Annotated in this window: 19 protein-coding genes and 1 other RNA gene; 15 read left to right on the top strand and 5 right to left on the bottom strand. The window is 64.3% G+C overall.

Annotated elements, in window-relative coordinates; genetic code table 11:
• Window positions 1-324: 324 nt before the first annotated feature.
• Together ACIROY_RS21120 and ACIROY_RS21115 are read left to right on the top strand one after the other, a co-directional pair.
• Window positions 325-1,089, top strand: coding sequence for an IclR family transcriptional regulator (locus tag ACIROY_RS21120; RefSeq protein WP_402277840.1), 765 nt, complete (start codon window positions 325-327; stop codon window positions 1,087-1,089).
• An 82-nt stretch (window positions 1,090-1,171) separates the two neighbouring features.
• The gene (locus tag ACIROY_RS21115; protein ID WP_402277841.1) at window positions 1,172-1,936 is read left to right on the top strand and encodes a transporter substrate-binding domain-containing protein; all 765 of its coding nucleotides are present in this window, start codon (window positions 1,172-1,174) and stop codon (window positions 1,934-1,936) included.
• A 19-nt stretch (window positions 1,937-1,955) separates the two neighbouring features.
• Here the strand turns inward: ACIROY_RS21115 and ACIROY_RS21110 are convergent.
• Window positions 1,956-2,030, bottom strand: a non-coding RNA gene (locus tag ACIROY_RS21110) — sX9 sRNA.
• 80 nt (window positions 2,031-2,110) lie between these two features.
• On the opposite strand from ACIROY_RS21110, the gene ACIROY_RS21105 reads away from it, so the two are divergent.
• The 6 genes from ACIROY_RS21105 (at window position 2,111) to ACIROY_RS21080 (ending at window position 6,242) form a co-directional block, all read left to right on the top strand.
• Window positions 2,111-2,776, top strand: a complete 666-nt coding sequence (locus tag ACIROY_RS21105) for an amino acid ABC transporter permease (RefSeq protein WP_402277842.1) — start codon at window positions 2,111-2,113, stop codon at window positions 2,774-2,776.
• Window positions 2,777-2,787: 11 nt separating this feature from the next.
• A complete protein-coding gene (locus ACIROY_RS21100; protein ID WP_402278044.1) occupies window positions 2,788-3,561 on the top strand; it encodes an amino acid ABC transporter ATP-binding protein in 774 nt (257 codons plus the stop codon).
• 13 nt (window positions 3,562-3,574) lie between these two features.
• Entirely contained in the window at window positions 3,575-4,507 is a 933-nt protein-coding gene (gene hutG, locus ACIROY_RS21095) for a formimidoylglutamase (RefSeq protein ID WP_402344001.1), read from the top strand.
• 80 nt (window positions 4,508-4,587) lie between these two features.
• On the top strand, window positions 4,588-5,172 hold the full coding sequence (locus ACIROY_RS21090) for a HutD family protein (RefSeq protein WP_402343998.1): 585 nt from the start codon (window positions 4,588-4,590) through the stop codon (window positions 5,170-5,172).
• Window positions 5,173-5,352: 180 nt separating this feature from the next.
• Complete coding sequence (locus ACIROY_RS21085; RefSeq protein ID WP_402277845.1) at window positions 5,353-5,601, top strand: 2-hydroxymuconate tautomerase family protein; 249 nt, start codon at window positions 5,353-5,355, stop codon at window positions 5,599-5,601.
• The gene (locus ACIROY_RS21080) at window positions 5,598-6,242 is read left to right on the top strand and encodes a DsbA family protein (protein WP_402277846.1); all 645 of its coding nucleotides are present in this window, start codon (window positions 5,598-5,600) and stop codon (window positions 6,240-6,242) included. The genes ACIROY_RS21085 and ACIROY_RS21080 overlap by 4 nt, the downstream gene beginning before the upstream one ends.
• Before the next feature lie 35 nt (window positions 6,243-6,277).
• Here ACIROY_RS21080 and ACIROY_RS21075 read toward each other — a convergent pair whose 3' ends face one another.
• Window positions 6,278-7,897: an NAD(P)/FAD-dependent oxidoreductase gene (locus ACIROY_RS21075; RefSeq protein ID WP_402277847.1), complete on the bottom strand. Its 1,620-nt coding sequence runs from the start codon at window positions 7,895-7,897 to the stop codon at window positions 6,278-6,280.
• Window positions 7,898-8,120: 223 nt separating this feature from the next.
• Between ACIROY_RS21075 and ACIROY_RS21070 the strand changes: the two genes are divergently transcribed.
• The 3 genes from ACIROY_RS21070 to ACIROY_RS21060 are packed head-to-tail and all read left to right on the top strand — an operon-like array spanning window position 8,121 to window position 10,170.
• Complete coding sequence (locus ACIROY_RS21070; protein ID WP_402343995.1) at window positions 8,121-8,750, top strand: DUF5666 domain-containing protein; 630 nt, start codon at window positions 8,121-8,123, stop codon at window positions 8,748-8,750.
• A gap of 11 nt (window positions 8,751-8,761) precedes the next feature.
• Entirely contained in the window at window positions 8,762-9,385 is a 624-nt protein-coding gene (locus ACIROY_RS21065; RefSeq protein ID WP_402343992.1) for a cytochrome b/b6 domain-containing protein, read from the top strand.
• A complete protein-coding gene (locus ACIROY_RS21060) occupies window positions 9,382-10,170 on the top strand; it encodes a molybdopterin-dependent oxidoreductase (protein ID WP_402277850.1) in 789 nt (262 codons plus the stop codon). Before ACIROY_RS21065 ends, ACIROY_RS21060 begins: the two co-directional genes overlap by 4 nt.
• 34 nt (window positions 10,171-10,204) lie before the next feature.
• On the opposite strand, the gene ACIROY_RS21055 is transcribed toward ACIROY_RS21060, so the two are convergent.
• On the bottom strand, window positions 10,205-11,413 hold the full coding sequence (locus ACIROY_RS21055; protein WP_402343989.1) for a low temperature requirement protein A: 1,209 nt from the start codon (window positions 11,411-11,413) through the stop codon (window positions 10,205-10,207).
• A 262-nt stretch (window positions 11,414-11,675) separates the two neighbouring features.
• Here ACIROY_RS21055 and ACIROY_RS21050 point away from each other — a divergent pair, with 262 nt between their 5' ends.
• Window positions 11,676-12,002 carry a YXWGXW repeat-containing protein gene (locus ACIROY_RS21050; protein ID WP_402277852.1) on the top strand — a complete coding sequence of 109 codons (327 nt, stop codon included), beginning with the start codon at window positions 11,676-11,678 and terminating at the stop codon, window positions 12,000-12,002.
• An 82-nt stretch (window positions 12,003-12,084) separates the two neighbouring features.
• Here ACIROY_RS21050 and ACIROY_RS21045 read toward each other — a convergent pair whose 3' ends face one another.
• Window positions 12,085-12,711, bottom strand: coding sequence for a pyridoxamine 5'-phosphate oxidase family protein (locus ACIROY_RS21045; protein ID WP_402277853.1), 627 nt, complete (start codon window positions 12,709-12,711; stop codon window positions 12,085-12,087).
• 35 nt (window positions 12,712-12,746) lie between these two features.
• Complete coding sequence (gene mnmC / locus ACIROY_RS21040; RefSeq protein ID WP_402343987.1) at window positions 12,747-14,525, bottom strand: FAD-dependent 5-carboxymethylaminomethyl-2-thiouridine(34) oxidoreductase MnmC; 1,779 nt, start codon at window positions 14,523-14,525, stop codon at window positions 12,747-12,749.
• A gap of 135 nt (window positions 14,526-14,660) precedes the next feature.
• On the opposite strand from mnmC, the gene ACIROY_RS21035 reads away from it, so the two are divergent.
• The 3 genes from ACIROY_RS21035 to ACIROY_RS21025 all read left to right on the top strand — a co-directional run bounded on the left by ACIROY_RS21035 (window position 14,661) and on the right by ACIROY_RS21025 (window position 18,062).
• The gene (locus tag ACIROY_RS21035) at window positions 14,661-15,593 is read left to right on the top strand and encodes a LysR substrate-binding domain-containing protein (protein WP_402277855.1); all 933 of its coding nucleotides are present in this window, start codon (window positions 14,661-14,663) and stop codon (window positions 15,591-15,593) included.
• Between the two features lie 116 nt (window positions 15,594-15,709).
• A complete protein-coding gene (locus tag ACIROY_RS21030; RefSeq protein WP_402343984.1) occupies window positions 15,710-16,993 on the top strand; it encodes an MFS transporter in 1,284 nt (427 codons plus the stop codon).
• Between the two features lie 136 nt (window positions 16,994-17,129).
• Window positions 17,130-18,062 carry an AEC family transporter gene (locus ACIROY_RS21025; protein ID WP_402343981.1) on the top strand — a complete coding sequence of 311 codons (933 nt, stop codon included), beginning with the start codon at window positions 17,130-17,132 and terminating at the stop codon, window positions 18,060-18,062.
• Window positions 18,063-18,069 lie beyond the last annotated feature (7 nt).

The following is an 18,069-nucleotide window of genomic DNA, read 5'->3' as shown; positions in this document are numbered from 1 at the left end:
CGGATGTTGACGGTCTGGTAAGCAGTCGTCAGCCAAGCCGCAACAGAATCCCTCCTCATGTTGGCCGCCCCCCAAGCTTGTCTCGGAGAGAGGCAGGATCCCTCGTGGCCCCCCCCGTGAAGCGACTGGTGCCGGCGCGTCCTCTTAAACCTGCGGCATGGCGGTTTCCTCGTCGAATCTGCGAATGACATCTCGTCGTTATGAGAAATTTCTCGCTTTTAACCAACCTTCCACACCACGTCGCCTTCCCCGGATTTACAATTAAATTCCCGCTTTGTGAGAATTCAATTTCTGAATATGAGAAAAATGAGGAATCATCCGGCCATGAACTCTCCCGCCTCATCTCATCTGACGCAGCCGCCCGCCGTCGCCACCAGCGAACGTTCGCTGATGGTGTTGTCGGTGATTGCCCGTCACGGCAAGCCGATCGCGGTGCGCAAGCTCAAGGAACTGACCGGCTTGCCGCAGAGCACGCTGTACCGCCATCTGCTGCCGCTGAAAAAATGGGGCTTGGTGCAGGAGCAGGACAATTTCTACGCGCCCGGCCCGCTCAGTGTGCAGCTGGCCTGGGGCTTCGACCATACCTCTTACCTGGTCAGCAACGCCCAGCCCGAAATGCTGCAACTGGCCAAGAAATGCGGCGAGAGCGTCGGCCTGATGGTGGCGGTCAACGACCAGGTCACCTGCCTCGACATGGTCGACAGTGAGCAATCGCTGCGTTGTTCGTTCTCCAAGGGCCGCTCGCACCCGCTGTCGCGCGGCGCCTCGGCCAAGGCGGTACTGGCGCATCTGCCGCAAGCCATGGCCGAGAACATCGTCGAGCGCCAGCTGCACGGCAAGGACGACGACATCGCGCGCCTGCACGGCGAACTCGCCGCCATCCGCAACCAGGGTTATGCGGTCAGCGAAGGCGAAGTCGACTGGGGCGTGTGGGGCGTGAGCGCCCCGGTGTTTTACAAGCCCGGCCAGGCGGCCGGCGCGATTACCCTGATGGCCCCGGCGATCCGGGCCGAAGAGCGGCAGCGCGAGCTGATTGCCGCCACGGTCCAGGCGGCGGCGACCATCAGCGAACGTCTTGCCTTGTTTTAATCCGTTCACCAGAAGTCTGTTGCAGGTCCATTACAAGTTGTCCATTAAGTCGTCCATAAGTTGTCCATCTGAGGGAGAAACCATGAACCACCGCCGCCGCCTCATCCGCATGCTCGCCGCCGTCAGTCTCGCCGCCGGTTTTACCGTTGCCCCGGCGCTGGCCTGTGCGCAGACCGTTGACGTCATCCGCGTCGCCACCGATGCCACCTTCCCGCCGTTCGAGTTCTTCAAGGACGGCAAGCGCACCGGCTTCGACATCGAACTGATCGAGCTGCTCGGCAAGACCATGGGCAAGAAGGTCGAATGGACCGACATCGATTTCAAGGGCCTGATTCCCGGCCTGGTGTCGCGCCGCTTCGACGTCGCCTCGTCGGCCATCTACATCACCGAAGAACGCCGCCGCGTGGTCAACTTCACCGATCCGTACTATCCGGGCGGCCTGGTGGTCTTGACCAAGGCCAGCAACACCGCGATCAAGCAGCCGTCGGATCTGGCCGGCAAGAAGGTCTCGGTGCAGGTCGGCACCAAGTCCGCGAACTACCTGAAAGAGTATTACCCGCAAGCCGAGCGCATCGAAGTCGAGAAGAACCAGGAAATGTTCAACCTGGTTGAAATCGGCCGCGCCGACGCCGCCGTCACCGGCAAGCCGGCCGCCATCGAATACGCCAAGACCCGTCCCGGCATGAAGGTGCTCGACAAGCAGGTCAGCATTGAGCTGTACGGCTACGCCGTGCGCAAGGACCTGCCGCAGCTGACAGAAGAAATGAACGCCGCGCTCAAGAAGGTCAAGCTCGACGGCAGCTACGACAAGCTGGTGCAGAAGTGGCTGTCGTCGTCGGCCAAGTAATTAACGAAAAGCAAGAACCTGTTTGCGATCCGTAGCGAGAGGCCATCAGCCGGTGGCGGATGGAGCGGAGGAACCGGAGTGTGCTTGAGCACATGAGGATTCCGAGCACCGCCCGACACCGGATCATGGCCTCGCAGTAGGATCGCGAGCAGGTTATAGACGTAAGGAGATCAGATGAGTTTAGATTTTGTGCCCGTATTCGAGGGCTGGCCGGACCTGCTGCATGGCGCCATCGTGACGGTGGAAATTACCGCCATCTCGCTGGTGCTCGGTTGCTTCCTCGGCCTGCTGGTCGGCCTCGGCCGGCTGGATCGCAGCAAGCGCCTGGTCTACGGCATCTGTACTGCTTACGTCACCTTCATCCGCGGCACGCCGCTGCTGGTGCAGTTGTTCCTGCTGTTCTTCGGCTTGCCGCAATTCGACATCCTGCTGCCGGCTTTCCTGTGCGGCGTACTGGGCCTGGGCATCTATTCCGGCGCCTACGTGTCGGAAATCGTGCGCGGCGCCATCCAGTCGATCGACAAGGGCCAGATGGAAGCGGCGCGCTCGCTTGGCATGTCGTCGGGCAAGGCGATGCGCACCATCATCCTGCCGCAAGCCATCGTGCGCATGATTCCACCGCTGGGCAACGAGTTCATCGCGCTGATCAAGAACTCGGCGCTGGTGTCGTTGCTGACCATCGCCGACCTGATGCACGAAGGCCAGAAAATCATCAGCGTGTCCTACCGTTCGCTGGAAGTCTATATCGCCGTCGCGCTGGTCTACCTGGTGCTGACCAGCCTCACCAGCATGGCCCTGCAGCGGGTCGAGAAACACCTGCGCGCAGGGGGAGCCGTCTGATGTCCACGCCTATGTCTGCACCCATGATCAACGTCTCCAAACTCGGCAAATCCTTCTCCGGCCATCGCATCCTGCACGGCATTGACCTGGAGGTCGCGACCTCGCAGGTGGTCGTCATCATCGGCCCCAGCGGCTCCGGCAAGAGCACGCTGCTGCGCTGCTGCAACGGTCTCGAAGTAGCGGAAGAAGGCAGCATCTCGATCTGCAATCAGGACCTGCTGGTGAACGGCAAGATGATCGCCGACCACGCCCTGAACGAGCTGCGCACGCAGGTCGGCATGGTGTTCCAGTCGTTCAACCTGTTCCCGCATCTGTCGGTGCTGGACAACGTTACGGTCGGTCCGCGCAAGATCCGCGGCACGCCCAAGGACGAAGCCGACAACCTGGCGCGCGCACTGCTGGCCAAGGTCGGCCTGGCCGCCAAGGCCGACGCCATGCCCGCCACCCTGTCGGGCGGCCAGAAGCAGCGCGTCGCCATCGCCCGCGCATTGGCGATGCAACCGAAGGTCATGCTGTTCGACGAACCCACTTCGGCGCTCGATCCGGAACTGGTCGGCGAGGTCTTGCAAGTCATGAAGGCGCTAGCCAACGAAGGCATGACCATGATCGTGGTCACACATGAAATGGGCTTCGCGCGCGAGGTCGCCGACGTCGTCGTGGTGATGGACCAGGGCCGCATCGTCGAGGCCGGCAAACCCGAACAGATTTTCGTCAATCCGGTGCAGGAGCGCACCCGCGGCTTCCTGCAGGCGGTGTTGACCCGCAATAACTCAACGGCAGCATAGGATTTATCTGAGCATGGATCACACTCTCTGGAACGGCCGCATCGATCATGACAGCGCCGGCGACACCCGCCGCCTGCATCAACTGGTGGTGCCGTTCAGCAATGACGTCAAGGGCGGCGGCGCGCTGATCGGCTTCGCCAGCGATGAAGGCGTGCGCCGCAACCACGGCCGCGTCGGCGCCGCGCAAGGTCCGGACGCGATCCGCCGCATGCTGGCGAATCTGCCGGCCCATCGCATCACGCAACTGGCTGACGCCGGCAACATCGACTGCAACGACGGCGACCTCGAACAGGCGCAGCAACGGCTGGCCGGCAAGATCGCCGACGTCATGGCGCAAGGCGTGTTCCCGCTGGTGCTGGGCGGCGGCCATGAAGTGGCGTACGGCAGCTTCCTCGGCATCATGCGCCACCTCGGCCGCTCGATGCCGCAGCGCAAGCTGCTGATCATCAACTTCGACGCCCATTTCGATTTGCGCGAAGCCGAACGCTCGACCTCGGGCACGCCGTTCAAGCAGATCGCCGAATGGTGCGAATGGGCCGATGTCGGTTTCCACTATATGTGCTTCGGCATCAGCCAGCTCGGCAACACGCCGGCGCTGTTCACGCGAGCGCAGCAACTGGGCGTGGAATACGTCAGCGACACCGACGTCGCCACCCGCAGCCTGGCCGAACTCGACGCGCAATTGCGCCTGCGCCTGGAAGACGTCACCGACGTCTACCTGACCATCGACCTTGACGTCTTGCCCGGTGAAAAGGCGCCCGGCGTGTCGGCCCCGGCCGCCTTCGGCATGGCGCTGGAGAAGGTCGAAAAGCTGGTCTCCTCCATCCGCGCCAGCGGCAAACTGATCGCTGCCGACATCGCCGAATGCAATCCGGTCTACGACCGCGACGGCATGACCGCCAAGGTCGCGGCACGACTGGCCCACCTGATCCTGCAACCGGCATAGAATAGAGCGTGCTGCGCGCCTTGCGGCCGCAGCACCCCTGTTCCACCTATCGCCTACCCTCTTTCCAACCGGCCTCATCCATGTCCGTCCTGATCCCGCAATCGCAACAACGCCTGATGCGCTGGAAAAACGGCGGCGGCATGACGTGCGAAATCCAGCGTTTTCCGCAGGACAGCTCGCTCGACTCCTTCGATTGGCGCATCAGCGTCGCCACGGTGCAGCAGGCCAATGAGTTTTCCTTGTTCCCGGGCGTGGATCGCTCGCTGGCGATCCTGGAAGGCAAAGGCATCCTGCTCGACGTCGCCGGCGAGCTTGGGGTCGAGCAACGCGAGTTGACGCCGCGCGATCCGGTCTACCGCTTCGACGGCGAGACCGCGATCCACTGTACGCTGATCGGCGGCGGCATCGTCGACTTCAACGTCATGACGCGCCGCGCCGCGTTCACCCACACGGTGGAACAGCTGACCATCACCAAAACCACGGTGCTCTCGGCGGCGGGCGACACCGCGCTGGTCTACGTCGTCAACGGCAATTGCAGCCTGGCCAACGAGACCAGGGTGCACGCCGGCGATGCCGTGCTGTTCCGCGACGCGGACGAAGAACGCCTGCTGATCTCGGATGCGGCGGAACTGATGCTGGTACAGTTGTACCGGCAGCCGCGCTAAGGCTATATCACCTGCCTCCCTCTCCTCTTGCTGCCGGTCCCGGCGGTGCGTATTCAGGCATTCATTACACTGTGTATTAACTCAATTGCAGTGCTCCGTATTTATCAATGCGGAGGGCATCGGTATAGTCCGTCGTGAACCTGATGATTCCCATCACCTCACGACCCAAGGAGTTCCGCCATGCCCTACGTCAACATCCGCGTCACCCGCGAAGGCGTCATCACCGCCGCACAGAAACTGGAACTGATCCAGGGCACCGCCGCGCTGCTCGAACGCGTGCTCAACAAGCATCCCTCCTCCACCTTCGTCGTCATCGATGAAGTCGATACCGACAATTGGGGTGTCGGCATGGAAAACGTGACCAGCTTGCGCCAGCGCCAGGCCGCCGAAAAAGCCGCAAAGTCCATCGAAAATCAGGACAAGAAATGAAGCTCGTGTATGTAGGCGATCCCATGTGCTCATGGTGCTATGGCTTCGGCAAGGAGCTCACCACATTGACCGAACGCCATCCCGATCTGCCGGTCGAAATCGTGGTCGGCGGCCTGCGCGCCGGCGCCACCGATGTGCTTGACGAAGCCGGCAAGCAATTCCGCCTGATGCACTGGGCGCGTGTGGAAGCCGCCAGCGGCTTGCCGTTCAATCGCGAGGGCCTGCTGGCGCGCGAGAACTTCGTGTACGACACCGAGCCGATCTGCCGCGCCGTGGTTGCCGCCCGCATCCTTGCGCCCGAGGCTGATCTGCTGGCGGTGTTCCGGGCGCTGCAACATGGCTTTTATGTGGAAGCGGTGGACACCACCGACGGCCCGATCCTGAGCCGGCTGGCCACGGATGCGCTGGCGCTCGACGGCCATGCGATCGATGCCGGGACGTTTTATCGCGTGTGGTCGGAGGAAAGCACCATCGCCGCTGCGCGCAGCGATTTCCGCCAGGCCCGTGCGCTGGGCGTGCAGAGTTTCCCGACGCTGTTCCTGGAAAAGGACGGCGAGCTGATGAACCTCAGTCCGGGTTATGTCTCCGTCGATGAACTCGACGCGAGTCTGCAGTCAATCCTGCAATCGGCGCTGCACTGACTTAGGCAAGGCCCCGGCGTAATCTCATTGCGAGATTACGCGCCCACCTTCCCCACAATCGCCAGCGCCACCGCTTCGGCCACCTTGATGCCGTCGATGGACGCCGACATGATTCCGCCCGCATAACCGGCGCCCTCACCGGCCGGATACAGACCCTTGGTGTTGAGGCTTTGCAGCGTGTCGTCGTTGCGACGGATGCGCACCGGCGAAGAGGTGCGCGTCTCGACTCCGGTCAGCATCGCATCGTGCATCGCATAGCCGCGGATCTGCTTGTCGAAGAACGGCAGCGCTTCGCGGATGGCGTCGATGGCGTAGTCGGGCAGCGACTGATCGAGCTCACCCAGCAGCACACCCGGCTTGTACGACGGCGTCACGCTGCCGAGCTGGGTGGATGGTTTCTTCGCCAGGAAGTCGCCGACCAGCTGGCCGGGCGCGTCGTAGTTGCGGCCGCCCAGTTCATAGGCGCGCGACTCCCATTTGCGCTGGAATTCGATGCCGGCCAGCGGATGGCCGGGATAGTCGGCCGGTGAAATGCCGACCACGATGCCGCTGTTGGCGTTGCGCTCATTGCGTGAGTATTGGCTCATGCCGTTGGTGACCACGCGCTCCGGTTCCGAACTCGCCGCCACCACGGTGCCGCCCGGGCACATGCAGAAGCTGTAGACCGACCGGCCGTTGGAGGCGTGATGCACGAGCTTGTAGTCGGCCGCACCGAGAATCGGATGGCCGGCGCTGGGCCCGAAGCGGCACTTGTCGATCAGCGACTGCGGATGTTCGGCACGGAAGCCGACCGAGAACGGCTTGGCTTCCATGTAGACGCCGCGGTCGTACAGCATCTGGAAGGTGTCGCGCGCGCTGTGGCCGATCGCCAGCACGACGTGGTCGGCTTCGATGTGTTCACCGCTTGCCAGCGTCACGCCGCGCACCTGGCCGTCTTCGATGACGAGGTCGTCGACCTTTTGCTCGAAGCGGAATTCGCCGCCCAGCGACACGATCTTTTCGCGCATCAGCTGCACCATCTTCACCAGGCGGAAAGTGCCGATGTGCGGCTTGCTGACGTACATGATTTCCGGCGGCGCGTCGGCGGCGACGAACTCGGTCAGCACCTTGCGGCCGTAATGTTTGGGGTCCTTGACCTGGCTGTAGAGCTTGCCGTCAGAGAAGGTGCCGGCGCCGCCTTCGCCGTATTGCACGTTCGATTCCGGCTTCAGTTCGCGCTGGCGCCATAGGCCCCAGGTGTCCTTGGTGCGTTCGCGCACGGTCTTGCCGCGTTCCAGGATCAGCGGGTTGAAGCCCATCTCGGCCAGGATCAGGCCGGCGAAAATCCCGCACGGGCCGGTGCCGATGACGATCGGGCGCTTGCTCAGTCCGGCCGGTGCTTTCGCGACGAAATGGTAGTTGGTGTCGGGCGTCGGCACGATCGGCGACTTGTCCTTGAGGCTTTGCTTTTGCAGCACGGCCGCTTCGTCGCGCACTTCGACGTCGACGGTGTAATTCAGGGTGACGGCGGATTTCTTGCGGGCATCATAGCTGCGGCGAAACAGGCTCACGCTCAACAGGTCCGCGTCGGGCACGCCGAGGCGCGCGAGGATGGCGGCGCGCAGGTCGGCTTCGGGATGGTCGAGGGGGAGTTGTATTTCGCTTATTCGCAGCATGTGCAGTCTTTCAGTTGAGAAACGCTGCATGGCCGTCGCTTCAGGCTTTTTTTGCAGCAGCCGGCATTTTACTCCAAGGGCCCCATCCACCCTTGCCCTGCCGGCATCGCGCGGCGCCATGGGATCGCCGCAATCTGACATTTTTGTCATGCAAATGTCATCAGATTGGCAGCCAGCTTGCCTACCATGACCTTATCTCAACCCACCGGTCCCACTCCCACCTATGAATGCCTCCCTCCAGAAGCGTCTTCGCGGCGCGGCAGTCTCCATCCTTGCAGCTGGTTTCATCGCCCCCGCCGTCTTCGCACAGACGCCGGCGCCGGCGCCGACCGGCGTGCGCGGTGCGATTATCTCGGTCAGCGGCGACAACCTGGTCGTCAAGACCAATCGCGGCGCCGAACAGGCGGTCAAGCTCGACAAGGACACCCGCGTCGCGGCGATTTCCCTGGCCAACATCAACGACATCAAGCCCGGCAGCTACATCGGCGCGGCCGCCATTCCGCAGCCGGACGGTTCGCAAAAGGCGCTGGAAGTGCACGTGTTCCCGCCGGCCCTGGCCGGCACCGGCGACGGCCATCGTCCGTTCGACCTGGCGCCCAACAGCACCATGACCAACGGCACCGTCGGCGATGTGGTCGCCAGCAACGGCCGCACGCTCACGCTCAAGTACAAGGGCGGCGAAAAGAAAATCATCGTTCCTGAAGACGTGCCTATCGTCAACATCGAAGCCGGCGACCGCTCCCTGCTGGTGGTGGGCGCCAAGGTGGTCGTGCGCGCGCGCAAGAATCCGGACGGCAGCCTGACCGCCGCATCGATCAGCGCCGGCAAGAACGGCGTCGCGCCGCCAATGTAAGAAGGTCTCCGATGCGCAAGACCGTGCTGCTTCACCCGCTGGCCGTGCGCATCGCGCACTGGCTCAACGCCTTTGCCATCGGCTGCATGCTGATGAGCGGCTGGGCCATCTATAACGCCTCGCCGCTCTTCGGTTTCAAGTTTCCACTGTGGGCCACCCTGGGCGGCTGGCTGGGCGGCGCGATTGCCTGGCATTTCGCGGCGATGTGGCTGCTGTTCGCCAACGGCGTGTTCTATGTCGTCTATGGCGTGGCCAGCGGGCACTTCCGCAGGCATTTGCTGCCGCTGCATGCGCGCGACGTGGTCGGCGATGCACGCCAGGCGCTGCGCTTCAAATTGCCGCACCGGCCGGGCGTCTATAACGCCGTCCAGAAGTTGCTGTATTGGGGCGTGATCGCGCTGGGCCTGCTGGCCGTGCTGTCGGGACTGTCCATCTGGAAGCCGGTGCAACTGGATACCTTGTGCGACCTGCTCGGTGGTTTCGACTTCGCACGCAAGGTGCATTTTGCCGCCATGGCAGGCATCGCGGCGTTCGTCGTGATTCATTTGCTGCTGGTGGCGCTGGTCCCCAAAACCCTGCTGCCCATGATCACCGGGCGGGGACGTGTCAACGGGCACGCGGAGAATCTGCCATGAGCCGACAGGATGACAAACCGCCGCGCAAGCCTGACGGCATCCGCCTGGCGGACCACCGTACCGCGCTGGTAAAACTCGAACGGCGTTTGTTTTTGCGATCGTCCCTGCGGGCCTCCTTGTCGGTGGGCGCGCTGTCGATGCTGTCCGGCTGCGATCTGCAGGACAACGACCAGGTGGACAAAGTCTTGTGGGCCATGTCGCGCTGGAACGACCGGGTGCAGGCCGCACTCTTCCGCGGCGACAAGCTGGCGCCGACGTATGCCGCAAGCCAGATCACCAATCCCTTCCCTTTCAATGCTTTCTATGACGAGGTCAACGCGCCCGACATCGACGTCGCCGACTGGCGCCTCGAGGTCTCGGGCATGGTGAGCGACAAGCAGCCATGGACCATGGAACGTCTGCGCACGCTGCCGCAGGCGGCCCAGATCACCCGCCACATCTGCATCGAGGGCTGGAGCGCCATCGGCCAGTGGTCGGGCATACCGCTGCGGACCTTCCTGCAGGCCATCGGCGCCGACATGACGGCGAAGTACGTCGGCTTCAAATGCGCAGACCGCTATTACTCAAGCCTGGACATGCCGACCGCCCTGCATCCGCAGACGATACTGGCGCTCGACTTCGGCAACGAAGCGCTGCCCACGTCCTACGGATTTCCACTCAAGGTGCGGGTGCCGACCAAGCTCGGCTTCAAGAACCCGAAGCACGTCGTCGCCCTCTACGTGACCAATCAGAATCCGGGCGGCTACTGGGAAGACCAGGGCTACAACTGGTTCAGCGGCGTCTGACGCCGGTACATCAGCAGATCACCACATCACCACATCACCATTGAGAGGCGTGCTCGTCCTGATACGCCAGCGCCGTCTTGCGGCGTGAGCAACTTTCCCAGGCGGCGGTCAGGATCAGGATCGCCGCCGCCAGGCCGCCCACCATCAGCAGGTCGGTCACGAAGCCGAATGCCGCCAGCAAGGCCAGCAGCACCATCCCGGCCAGATGCGACAGCGGCAGGCGGCGATACACCACCTTCTTGTAGACCGCGTTGCCCAGCAGGTACAGCGCCGGTCCGGCGATCAGCACCAGCAGCGAAGTCGGTGCGATGCGCTGGTCGGGATGCGCAATCACCAGTTCGGCGCCGACCGCCGAGACGATCACGCCGGCCACGATGATCACGTGGACGTAGTGGAAATACGCGCCGATGCGGCCCGGATCACTGGAATGCACGATGGCGTCGCTGCCATCCTTGCTGCTGGTGTCGAAGTACAGCCACCACATCGCCAGCGCACTCGCGAAGGTCACCACGAACGCCACCATCACCGGCGCCTCCCACTGCGCCGCATGCGCCACGGTGGCGCCGGTGACCAGCAGCGCTTCGCCCAGCGCGACGATGACGAACAGCTGGCAACGCTCGGCCAGGTGGCCGCCTTCAATGGTCCATTCACGCGTGTCCGAACGGCCCAGTCCGGGCAGCGCGAAGCCGATCATCGGCGAGAAGTATTCACAGGCCACGGCAACGATCCACAGCGCCAGCCGGTGTTCCTGCGACAGGCCGCCGGCGATCCAGAACACCGCCGAGATGAACAGCCAGCCGAACATGCGGCGGAAATTCGGCGTCAACGCGTGATCCTTGCCGAGGCAGCACAGCACGAACAGCGTGCGCCCGACCTGGATTGCAGCATAAGCGATGGCGAACACCAGGCCGCGCCCGGCGAAGGCTTCGGGAATCGCCGCCGCCATCAGCAGGCCGACCAGCATGATGGCGAACAGCAGCACGCGGATCTGCAGCGTTTCGGGATCGAACCAGTTGGTGACCCAGGAAGTGTATTGCCACGCCAGCCACACCGCGAACCACAGCACCAGCGTCTCGACGGCGCCGGCGAGGGTGAGGTTTTCCAGCAGCCGGTGCGACAGCTGGGTCACCGCGAAGACGTAGATCAGGTCGAAGAACAATTCCACGAAGGAGACGCGCGCCTCATGTCCGTCGCGTACGCGCAGCAGGCCGGTGAGCGGCTTTTTTGCCGATGACTTGTTCATGTTCCCTCCCTGGATCAGATGCATCTATCGTCGCACAGGCACTCGGCTATGGACAAGGCGCACGGCTTCCGAAACGCCGTAACGACCTGCGACAGTTGCTTATATCTGACAGACGGCTGAAGGCGAATTTGTTTCGAGGCGTTTCCGTTTTGCGGTTTCGCGCCTGCGGCGAAACACAAAATTACAGTTGCCGCGCGCACCCTGATCTACATTGAAGCCATCGCGACATGCTTGCACACGTCGCTTCACAAGGGAGCACATCATGCGTTACAAGAACATCATCCTCGCCGTCGTCATCGCCGCCGGCGCAGCCTCATCGGTCCTGGTGGCGCCGGTCGCGCAAGCGCAGGCACGCACCTCGGTCGACATTCGCATCGGCACGCCGCCGCCACCGCCGCGCTATGAACGCATGCCGCCGCCGCGCCGCGGCTACGTCTGGGCGCCGGGCTACTGGGCCTGGAACGGCCATCGCCACGTCTGGGTCGGCGGTCATTGGGAACGCGTACGTCGCGGTCGCCATTACGCGCCGCCGGGCTGGCACCAGGAACCGGACGGCTGGCGCTTCAACCGCGGCGGCTGGGGTCGTTGAGTCGGCATCACCCATGAAGAAAGAAGAAAGGCCTGCTTTTACTGCAGGCCTTTTTTTATTCTTCAGGACGTATTTCAGAAGATCAATACAAGGTCGTGCGCACCCGCTCCGGCAACGCACTGTCATAAGCGGCGCCATCAATGGCGGCGCGGCTGGCCTGTTCGAGGATCTGCCCCGGCGTCGGCAGGCTGCCCTTTTCGACGTGGCGCGCGGCATCCCACAAACCCGCGCGCACCACCGCCCGCGAGCATTGGAAGAACACCGTTTCCACCGCCACCACCAGCGCCACGCGCGGCGCTTTGCCGTCCACCGCATAGCGCGCCAGCAGGGCCGGATCGCTGCTGATGCGGGCGCGGCCGTTGATGCGCAGCGTCTCGCCCTGGCCCGGAATCAGGAACAGCAGCGCCACACGCGGATCGGCCACCAGGTTGCGCAGGCTGTCGATGCGGTTGTTGCCGCGCCGGTCCGGAATCACCACCGTATGCGCATCAACCACGTCGACGAAACCGCGCGGATCGCCGCGCGGCGAACAATCGAGGCCGCCCTCGCCCACCGTCGCCAGCGCCAGGAACGGCGAGGCTGCGATCCAGCGGCGGTAGTGGTCATTGATGTGGTCCAGTTCCTTGGCCAGCGAAGCCTGGGCCGGCTGGCCGAACAGCGCCTCCAGCGCGGCCACGGAAGTGATGTCGAATTGCGCGTCTGCCAACATGATGCGGCTCTCCCTGTACTTGGATTTTCCTGTGCTTAATTCTTCCTGTGCGCCTTGAGCGCAAATCGCGCCGGATCCAGCAAGGCCAGCAAGTCCTTGCCGAGCGGCGCCGGTTCGTCCTCCAGCGCGCAGGCCACGATCTCGGCCGCCAGCGGCGCCCAGATCAGTCCGCGCGAGGCGTAAGCCAGCAAGCCGTACAGCTGCGGCCAGCGCGGGGCATCGCGCAGCTGGACTTCGCCGCCCGCCGCGAGTTTTTCCTGATCAGGCAAGGCGCCCACGAGCGGCAACCGGTCGGCCGAGACGCAGCGGAAACCGACGCGTCCCGGCAAGGTATCCGGGTCGATCTCAGGCGACACACCCGGCAGCAATTCCCGCAACTTGTCGAGATTGCCGGCGTGGCTGTCGGCGCGCAAGGCCGTATCGTGATCGTCGCGATCATAACTTGCACCGACGCTGATCAACCCATTGACTGCGCCGGTCAGGTAACCGTCGCCGCACAGCACGAACGGCAAGTCCGGCAACGACGCCGCCGGCAAATGACTGACCTGTCCGCGTATCGCCTGCAGCGGCAACGCGGCCGCCTGCTCCAGTGCGGCCGACTGTATGCCGGTGGCTAGGATGACCACCGGTGCTGCGGCGATGACGGCGCCGTCGGCGGCGAGCGCCTGCCATTGGCCGTCGGCGCGGTGCAAAGTGCTGACTTCGCTGGCGAAGCGACGTTGCAGGCGATCACCGCAGGCACGCAGCATGGCGTCGCACACCGCCGCCGGACGCAGCCAGCCGCCGCGTGGAAAGAACCAGCCGCTGCCGGTCGGCATGCCGAGCCGTGAGCTTGCTTCCTCTGCCGATAACCACTGCGCGTAGTCATGCGGATAATTCCAGTGTCGCGCCGCCTGCACGAATGCCTCGGCCTGTTCAGTGTCGCGCGCGACCTGCAGCACGCCGCAGGCTTTGCCGTTCTTTTGCTCATCGTCAAACACGCCGGCGCGGGCCCACGCCTGCTGCGCAAACAGGAAGGCCGCCCGCGTCAGGCGCGCGGCCGGATTGTCGTCGCGTGAAATCGCCGGCATGTAGACACCGGCAAGATTGCCGGAGGCCTCCTGCGCGGCGTGCGCATGCCGCTCGAGCAGCGTCACCTGCCAGCCGCGCGCGGACAGCGCCTCGCAGACGGCGCTGCCGGCCAGGCCGGCGCCGATCACGAGCGCGTGGCGGTCTTGCGGAACGGCGCGCTCGGTTACCTTCCAGCGTGGGGTGAAATGCGCGACCGACTTGTCGTCTTCATCGGCCGTGAAACCTGCGGCAACCAACTCGATGGATGTCGCATGCCACGCGCCCACGCGCAATTGCGCGCGCGGCGTAGCCAGTCGCGCCAGTCGTTTCAACTGCGGCGCGGTCCACATGGCATCGTCATGCAACAGGAACAGATCAACCCGTGCATCGAGCTGCGCCAGGCTCGCAGCGATGTCACCAATAATCAGGGTCAGCACCACGCGGCCCTGCTCCAGCAACAACCGGTGATAGCCGGGCGTCAACGGCGGCCAGGCGTTGGCCAGTTGGTCGGCCAGTGCATTGGTCGGCGCCATCACACGCAATTGCTGCGCCGTCGGCGGTGCAGCATCGATCAGCACATAGTGCAGCCGCTGCGGAGCATCAGCGCCATCGGCACGGCCGGCCTGCTCGCGCAACGCCGCCCAGGCTTGCAGGAAAGCATTGCTGTAACCGGTCTGCAAAATTGTATAAATCGCATGCCCGCACCAATGCCCACGCAAAGCGTCATCGGTAAAACCGGCGGAGGGAAAAGCGACTGAAGTCATGCAGGCATTCACGGTTCGGGAGCGGCCATCGGCCGCAGCAGCAATATGATACGCTGTCCCTCCATCACGTTGCGGCAGGCGCCGGCCGGGTCTATCACCTTCGCCTCCGCCAGACCGCCGTTGGGGACACCTGTCATGCCGCTTCGCCTGCCACCGCTTTCTTCCCTGCGCTTCTTTGAAGCCGCCGGCCGCCACCAGAGTTTCAAGCTCGCCGCCGCCGAACTCAACGTCACTCCCAGCGCCGTCAGCCACGGCATCGTCAGCCTCGAACAAACCCTGGGCGTGGAATTATTCATCCGCGCGCCGCGCCGCCTGACGCTGACCCCGGCCGGCGCCGATTACCTGCGCTACATCTCCAAGGCCTTCGAGCTGATCGCCACCGGCACCCAACGCCTGCCCGACCGCCACGGCCGCAGCATCTCGGTGAGCTGCGCGCCGACGCTGGCGTCGCGCTGGCTGCTGCCGCGCCTGCAGGATTTCCGCACGCTGTGGCCGGACACCAACGTCACCGTAGACACCTCGCCGCGCCAGGTCAATCTGCCGACCGACGGCTTCGATTTCGCCATCCGCATGAGCCGCGCGCCGGTCGCCGATCCGGCATGGCGCAAACTGTTCGGCGAGCAGTTGGTGCCGGTCTGCAGTCCTGCTTGTCGCGACAGCCTGCGCGGACACGACGGCAAAATCGACCTGCGCCGCGCCACGCTGATCCACGTCACCCAGGCCAGCGAAGACTGGCAAACCTGGCTCGCCCGCACCGGCACACCTACCGGCGCCGGCGGCGTCGACGCCCTTCGCGGCTTGCATCTCGACACCATCCAGCTGGCTTTCGAAGCGGCCATCAGCGGCCTCGGCGTGGCGCTCGGCCGGCGTCCGCTGGTCGACCGCGATCTCGCCAGCGGCGTTCTGGTGGAGCTGAGCAAGGAGCTGCACACCGGACTGGTCGACGCCGAAACGGCCTACTGGCTGGTCAGTGCCGAGGACGCCCCTGAGCGTGCCGACGTGGTCGGATTCCGGCGCTGGCTGCTGGCCGAGGCGCAGGGGGCGGCGCACGCGGATTCACCTCACTGAACGAGGGTGCGCGGCATGAGTGAGCCCCGCTCACTCATCGTCAAAATCCTTTCCTTTGTCGCCGGATTGCGCCGCTGCTAATGTGCGGTTCTGTGATCGCAACGGAGACATCCATCATGTCAGCATCCATCGGGCCAATCGAGCCAACCCCGGCTCCCCTTTCCCGCGCCGGCAATCCCGCGCTGTGGGTCGTCATCGCTGCCGCACTGGTGCTCAGCGTCGTCATGGGCACGCGCCAGACCTTCGGTCTGTACATCAATCCGTTTTCCTACGATCGCGGCTTGCCGGTGACGGTGATCGCCTTCGCCATCGCTTTGCACAATCTGGTGTGGGGCTTCGCGCAGCCGTTCGCCGGCGCCGCTGCCGACCGTTACGGCGCCACGCCGGTGGTGGCGTTCGGCGCCGTCACTTTTGCCGCCGGCCTGGCGCTGGCGGCGGTGGCGCCGTCCGGCCTGCTGCTGATCATCGGGCTGGGCCTGCTGGTCGGCATCGGCATCAGCTGCACCAGCTTCGGCGTGGTGCTGGCCTCGGTCGGCCGCGTCGCCACGCCGCAGCAGCGCAGCATGGCGATGGGCATCGCCAGCGCCGGCGGTTCGCTCGGCCAGGTGTTGCTGGTGCCGCTGGCACAGACGGTGCGTGAAAGCGCAAGCGTGTCGGTCTCGCTGTTCGTGCTGGCCGCCATCGCGCTGGCGATTGCGCCGGCCGGGCTGATCCTGGATCGGGGTCGCAAGAAATCCTCTGCATCTGCAGTGCACACTGTCGCCGAACCGGCCACGTCGTCGCTGAAAGAAGTGCTGGCCCTGGCCGGTCGCCACCGCGGCTATCGCCTGCTGACCATCGGCTTCTTCACCTGCGGTTTCCAGCTGGCCTTCATCGGCACCCACCTGCCCGGCTACCTGACCCTGTGCCACATGCCGCTCGGGCTGGGGGCGACGGCGCTGGCGCTGATCGGCCTGTTCAACATGGCCGGCAGCTGGGGTTGCGGCTGGCTGGGCGGACACTTCCGCCAGCAGTATGTGCTGGGCTGGCTGTACCTGATCCGCAGCGGCGCCATCGCCGCGTTCCTGGCGCTGCCCAAGACCAGCGCCTCGGTGATGGTGTTCGCGGCCGTGATGGGCCTGACCTGGCTGGGCACGGTGCCGCTGACCAGCGGACTGGTGGCGAAGGTGTTCGGCACGCGCCACCTCGGCACGCTGTTCGGCGTGTGCTTCCTGAGCCACCAGATCGGCTCCTTCCTTGGCGCCTGGCTGGGCGGCTACATGTTCGACCTGACCGGTTCGTACACGATGGTGTGGAGCGCGACGGTGGCGGCCGGCTTGCTGGCGGCGCTGCTGCACTTCGCCATCAACGACAAGCCGGCCGATAACAGCCCGGGCATGCTGACGGCGGCGCTCAGCTGAAAGCAGGCGTGTAGAAACGCAGTGCGCGCAGTACTCGCAAGGTACTTGCGCGGCGGTGGAAAAACCGGGTGCGGCAAAACCCTTTAAAATCGTCCGCACCCGTCATCCATGCAGCCAGCCGCCCTGCGTTCACTTCATGCTCGCCATCTTCAATGTCGTCTTCCCGGTCTTTGCGCTGATCTTCCTCGGCTATTTGTGCCGCAAGCGCAATATCCTCAGCGTCAACGCCGCCAGCGAGCTGAACCGCTTCGTCATCTACCTGGGCTTGCCGGCGCTGCTGTTCGACTCGATTGCGCGGCTGACGCCGGCCGACTTCAGCAACCTGCGCTTTATCGCCGTGTTCGCCATCGGCATTGCGGTAGTGTTCGTGCTGACCGCCTGGATCAAGTATCGCCAGGGCGCGGCGGCCGGCGACATCATCATCGACAGCCTCGGCACGTCGTACGCCAACGTCGGCTTCATCGGCATTCCGCTGTGCCTGCTGGCCTTCGGCCGCGACGGCATGCCGCCGGCCGTGATCGCCATGGTGATGACGGCCTGCCTGCTGTTCGCCATCGCCATCGTGCTGCTGGAAATCTGCCTGCACGCCGAAAAGCACATCGGCCGCAGCCTGCTCAAGACCGGCAATTCGCTGATCCGCAATCCCATCCTGATCGCGCCGATCCTCGGCAGCCTGGTGGCGGCCGGCGGTTATGTCTTGCCGACCGGCGTGCAGCAATTGTTCAAGCTGCTGGGCGCCGCCGCCAGTCCCTGTGCGCTGGTGTCGCTGGGCCTGTTCCTGGCGCAGCCGATCGACAATAAGCAGACCGGTTCGGTGAGCCTGCTGGTCGGCTTCAAGTTGCTGCTGCATCCGGCCATCACGGCATTGTTCGCCTACTGGATTTTGCCGCTGCCGAAGATGTGGGCCGACACCGCGCTGCTGTTGTCGGCCATGCCGATCGGCACCGGCCCGTTCATGCTGGCCGAGCTGTACCGGCGCGAAGCGGCATTGATGTCGCGCGCCATCCTGATTTCCACCACCACGTCGCTGCTCACGATCTCGCTGATCCTGGCGTGGATCGCACATTGAGGAATTT

The sequence above is a fragment of the Herbaspirillum sp. NPDC101396 genome (assembly GCF_044767365.1).
Taxonomy (GTDB): domain Bacteria; phylum Pseudomonadota; class Gammaproteobacteria; order Burkholderiales; family Burkholderiaceae_D; genus Herbaspirillum.
The sequence above is the reverse complement of the archived record's forward strand: the minus strand, read 5'-3'. Positions and strand labels throughout refer to the sequence as shown.

Coding starts and splice junctions, on each gene's coding strand:
- ACIROY_RS21085 (WP_402277845.1), top strand. CDS start 5,353: ATGCCCTACGTCAACATCCGCGTCACCCGCGAAGGCGTCATCACCGCC.
- ACIROY_RS21065 (WP_402343992.1), top strand. CDS start 8,762: ATGCGCAAGACCGTGCTGCTTCACCCGCTGGCCGTGCGCATCGCGCAC.
- ACIROY_RS21055 (WP_402343989.1), bottom strand. CDS start 11,413: ATGAACAAGTCATCGGCAAAAAAGCCGCTCACCGGCCTGCTGCGCGTA.
- ACIROY_RS21030 (WP_402343984.1), top strand. CDS start 15,710: ATGTCAGCATCCATCGGGCCAATCGAGCCAACCCCGGCTCCCCTTTCC.
- hutG (WP_402344001.1), top strand. CDS start 3,575: ATGGATCACACTCTCTGGAACGGCCGCATCGATCATGACAGCGCCGGC.
- ACIROY_RS21120 (WP_402277840.1), top strand. CDS start 325: ATGAACTCTCCCGCCTCATCTCATCTGACGCAGCCGCCCGCCGTCGCC.
- ACIROY_RS21060 (WP_402277850.1), top strand. CDS start 9,382: ATGAGCCGACAGGATGACAAACCGCCGCGCAAGCCTGACGGCATCCGC.
- ACIROY_RS21090 (WP_402343998.1), top strand. CDS start 4,588: ATGTCCGTCCTGATCCCGCAATCGCAACAACGCCTGATGCGCTGGAAA.
- ACIROY_RS21115 (WP_402277841.1), top strand. CDS start 1,172: ATGAACCACCGCCGCCGCCTCATCCGCATGCTCGCCGCCGTCAGTCTC.
- ACIROY_RS21025 (WP_402343981.1), top strand. CDS start 17,130: ATGCTCGCCATCTTCAATGTCGTCTTCCCGGTCTTTGCGCTGATCTTC.
- ACIROY_RS21045 (WP_402277853.1), bottom strand. CDS start 12,711: ATGTTGGCAGACGCGCAATTCGACATCACTTCCGTGGCCGCGCTGGAG.
- ACIROY_RS21035 (WP_402277855.1), top strand. CDS start 14,661: ATGCCGCTTCGCCTGCCACCGCTTTCTTCCCTGCGCTTCTTTGAAGCC.
- mnmC (WP_402343987.1), bottom strand. CDS start 14,525: ATGACTTCAGTCGCTTTTCCCTCCGCCGGTTTTACCGATGACGCTTTG.
- ACIROY_RS21100 (WP_402278044.1), top strand. CDS start 2,788: ATGTCTGCACCCATGATCAACGTCTCCAAACTCGGCAAATCCTTCTCC.
- ACIROY_RS21050 (WP_402277852.1), top strand. CDS start 11,676: ATGCGTTACAAGAACATCATCCTCGCCGTCGTCATCGCCGCCGGCGCA.
- ACIROY_RS21105 (WP_402277842.1), top strand. CDS start 2,111: ATGAGTTTAGATTTTGTGCCCGTATTCGAGGGCTGGCCGGACCTGCTG.
- ACIROY_RS21070 (WP_402343995.1), top strand. CDS start 8,121: ATGAATGCCTCCCTCCAGAAGCGTCTTCGCGGCGCGGCAGTCTCCATC.
- ACIROY_RS21080 (WP_402277846.1), top strand. CDS start 5,598: ATGAAGCTCGTGTATGTAGGCGATCCCATGTGCTCATGGTGCTATGGC.
- ACIROY_RS21075 (WP_402277847.1), bottom strand. CDS start 7,897: ATGCTGCGAATAAGCGAAATACAACTCCCCCTCGACCATCCCGAAGCC.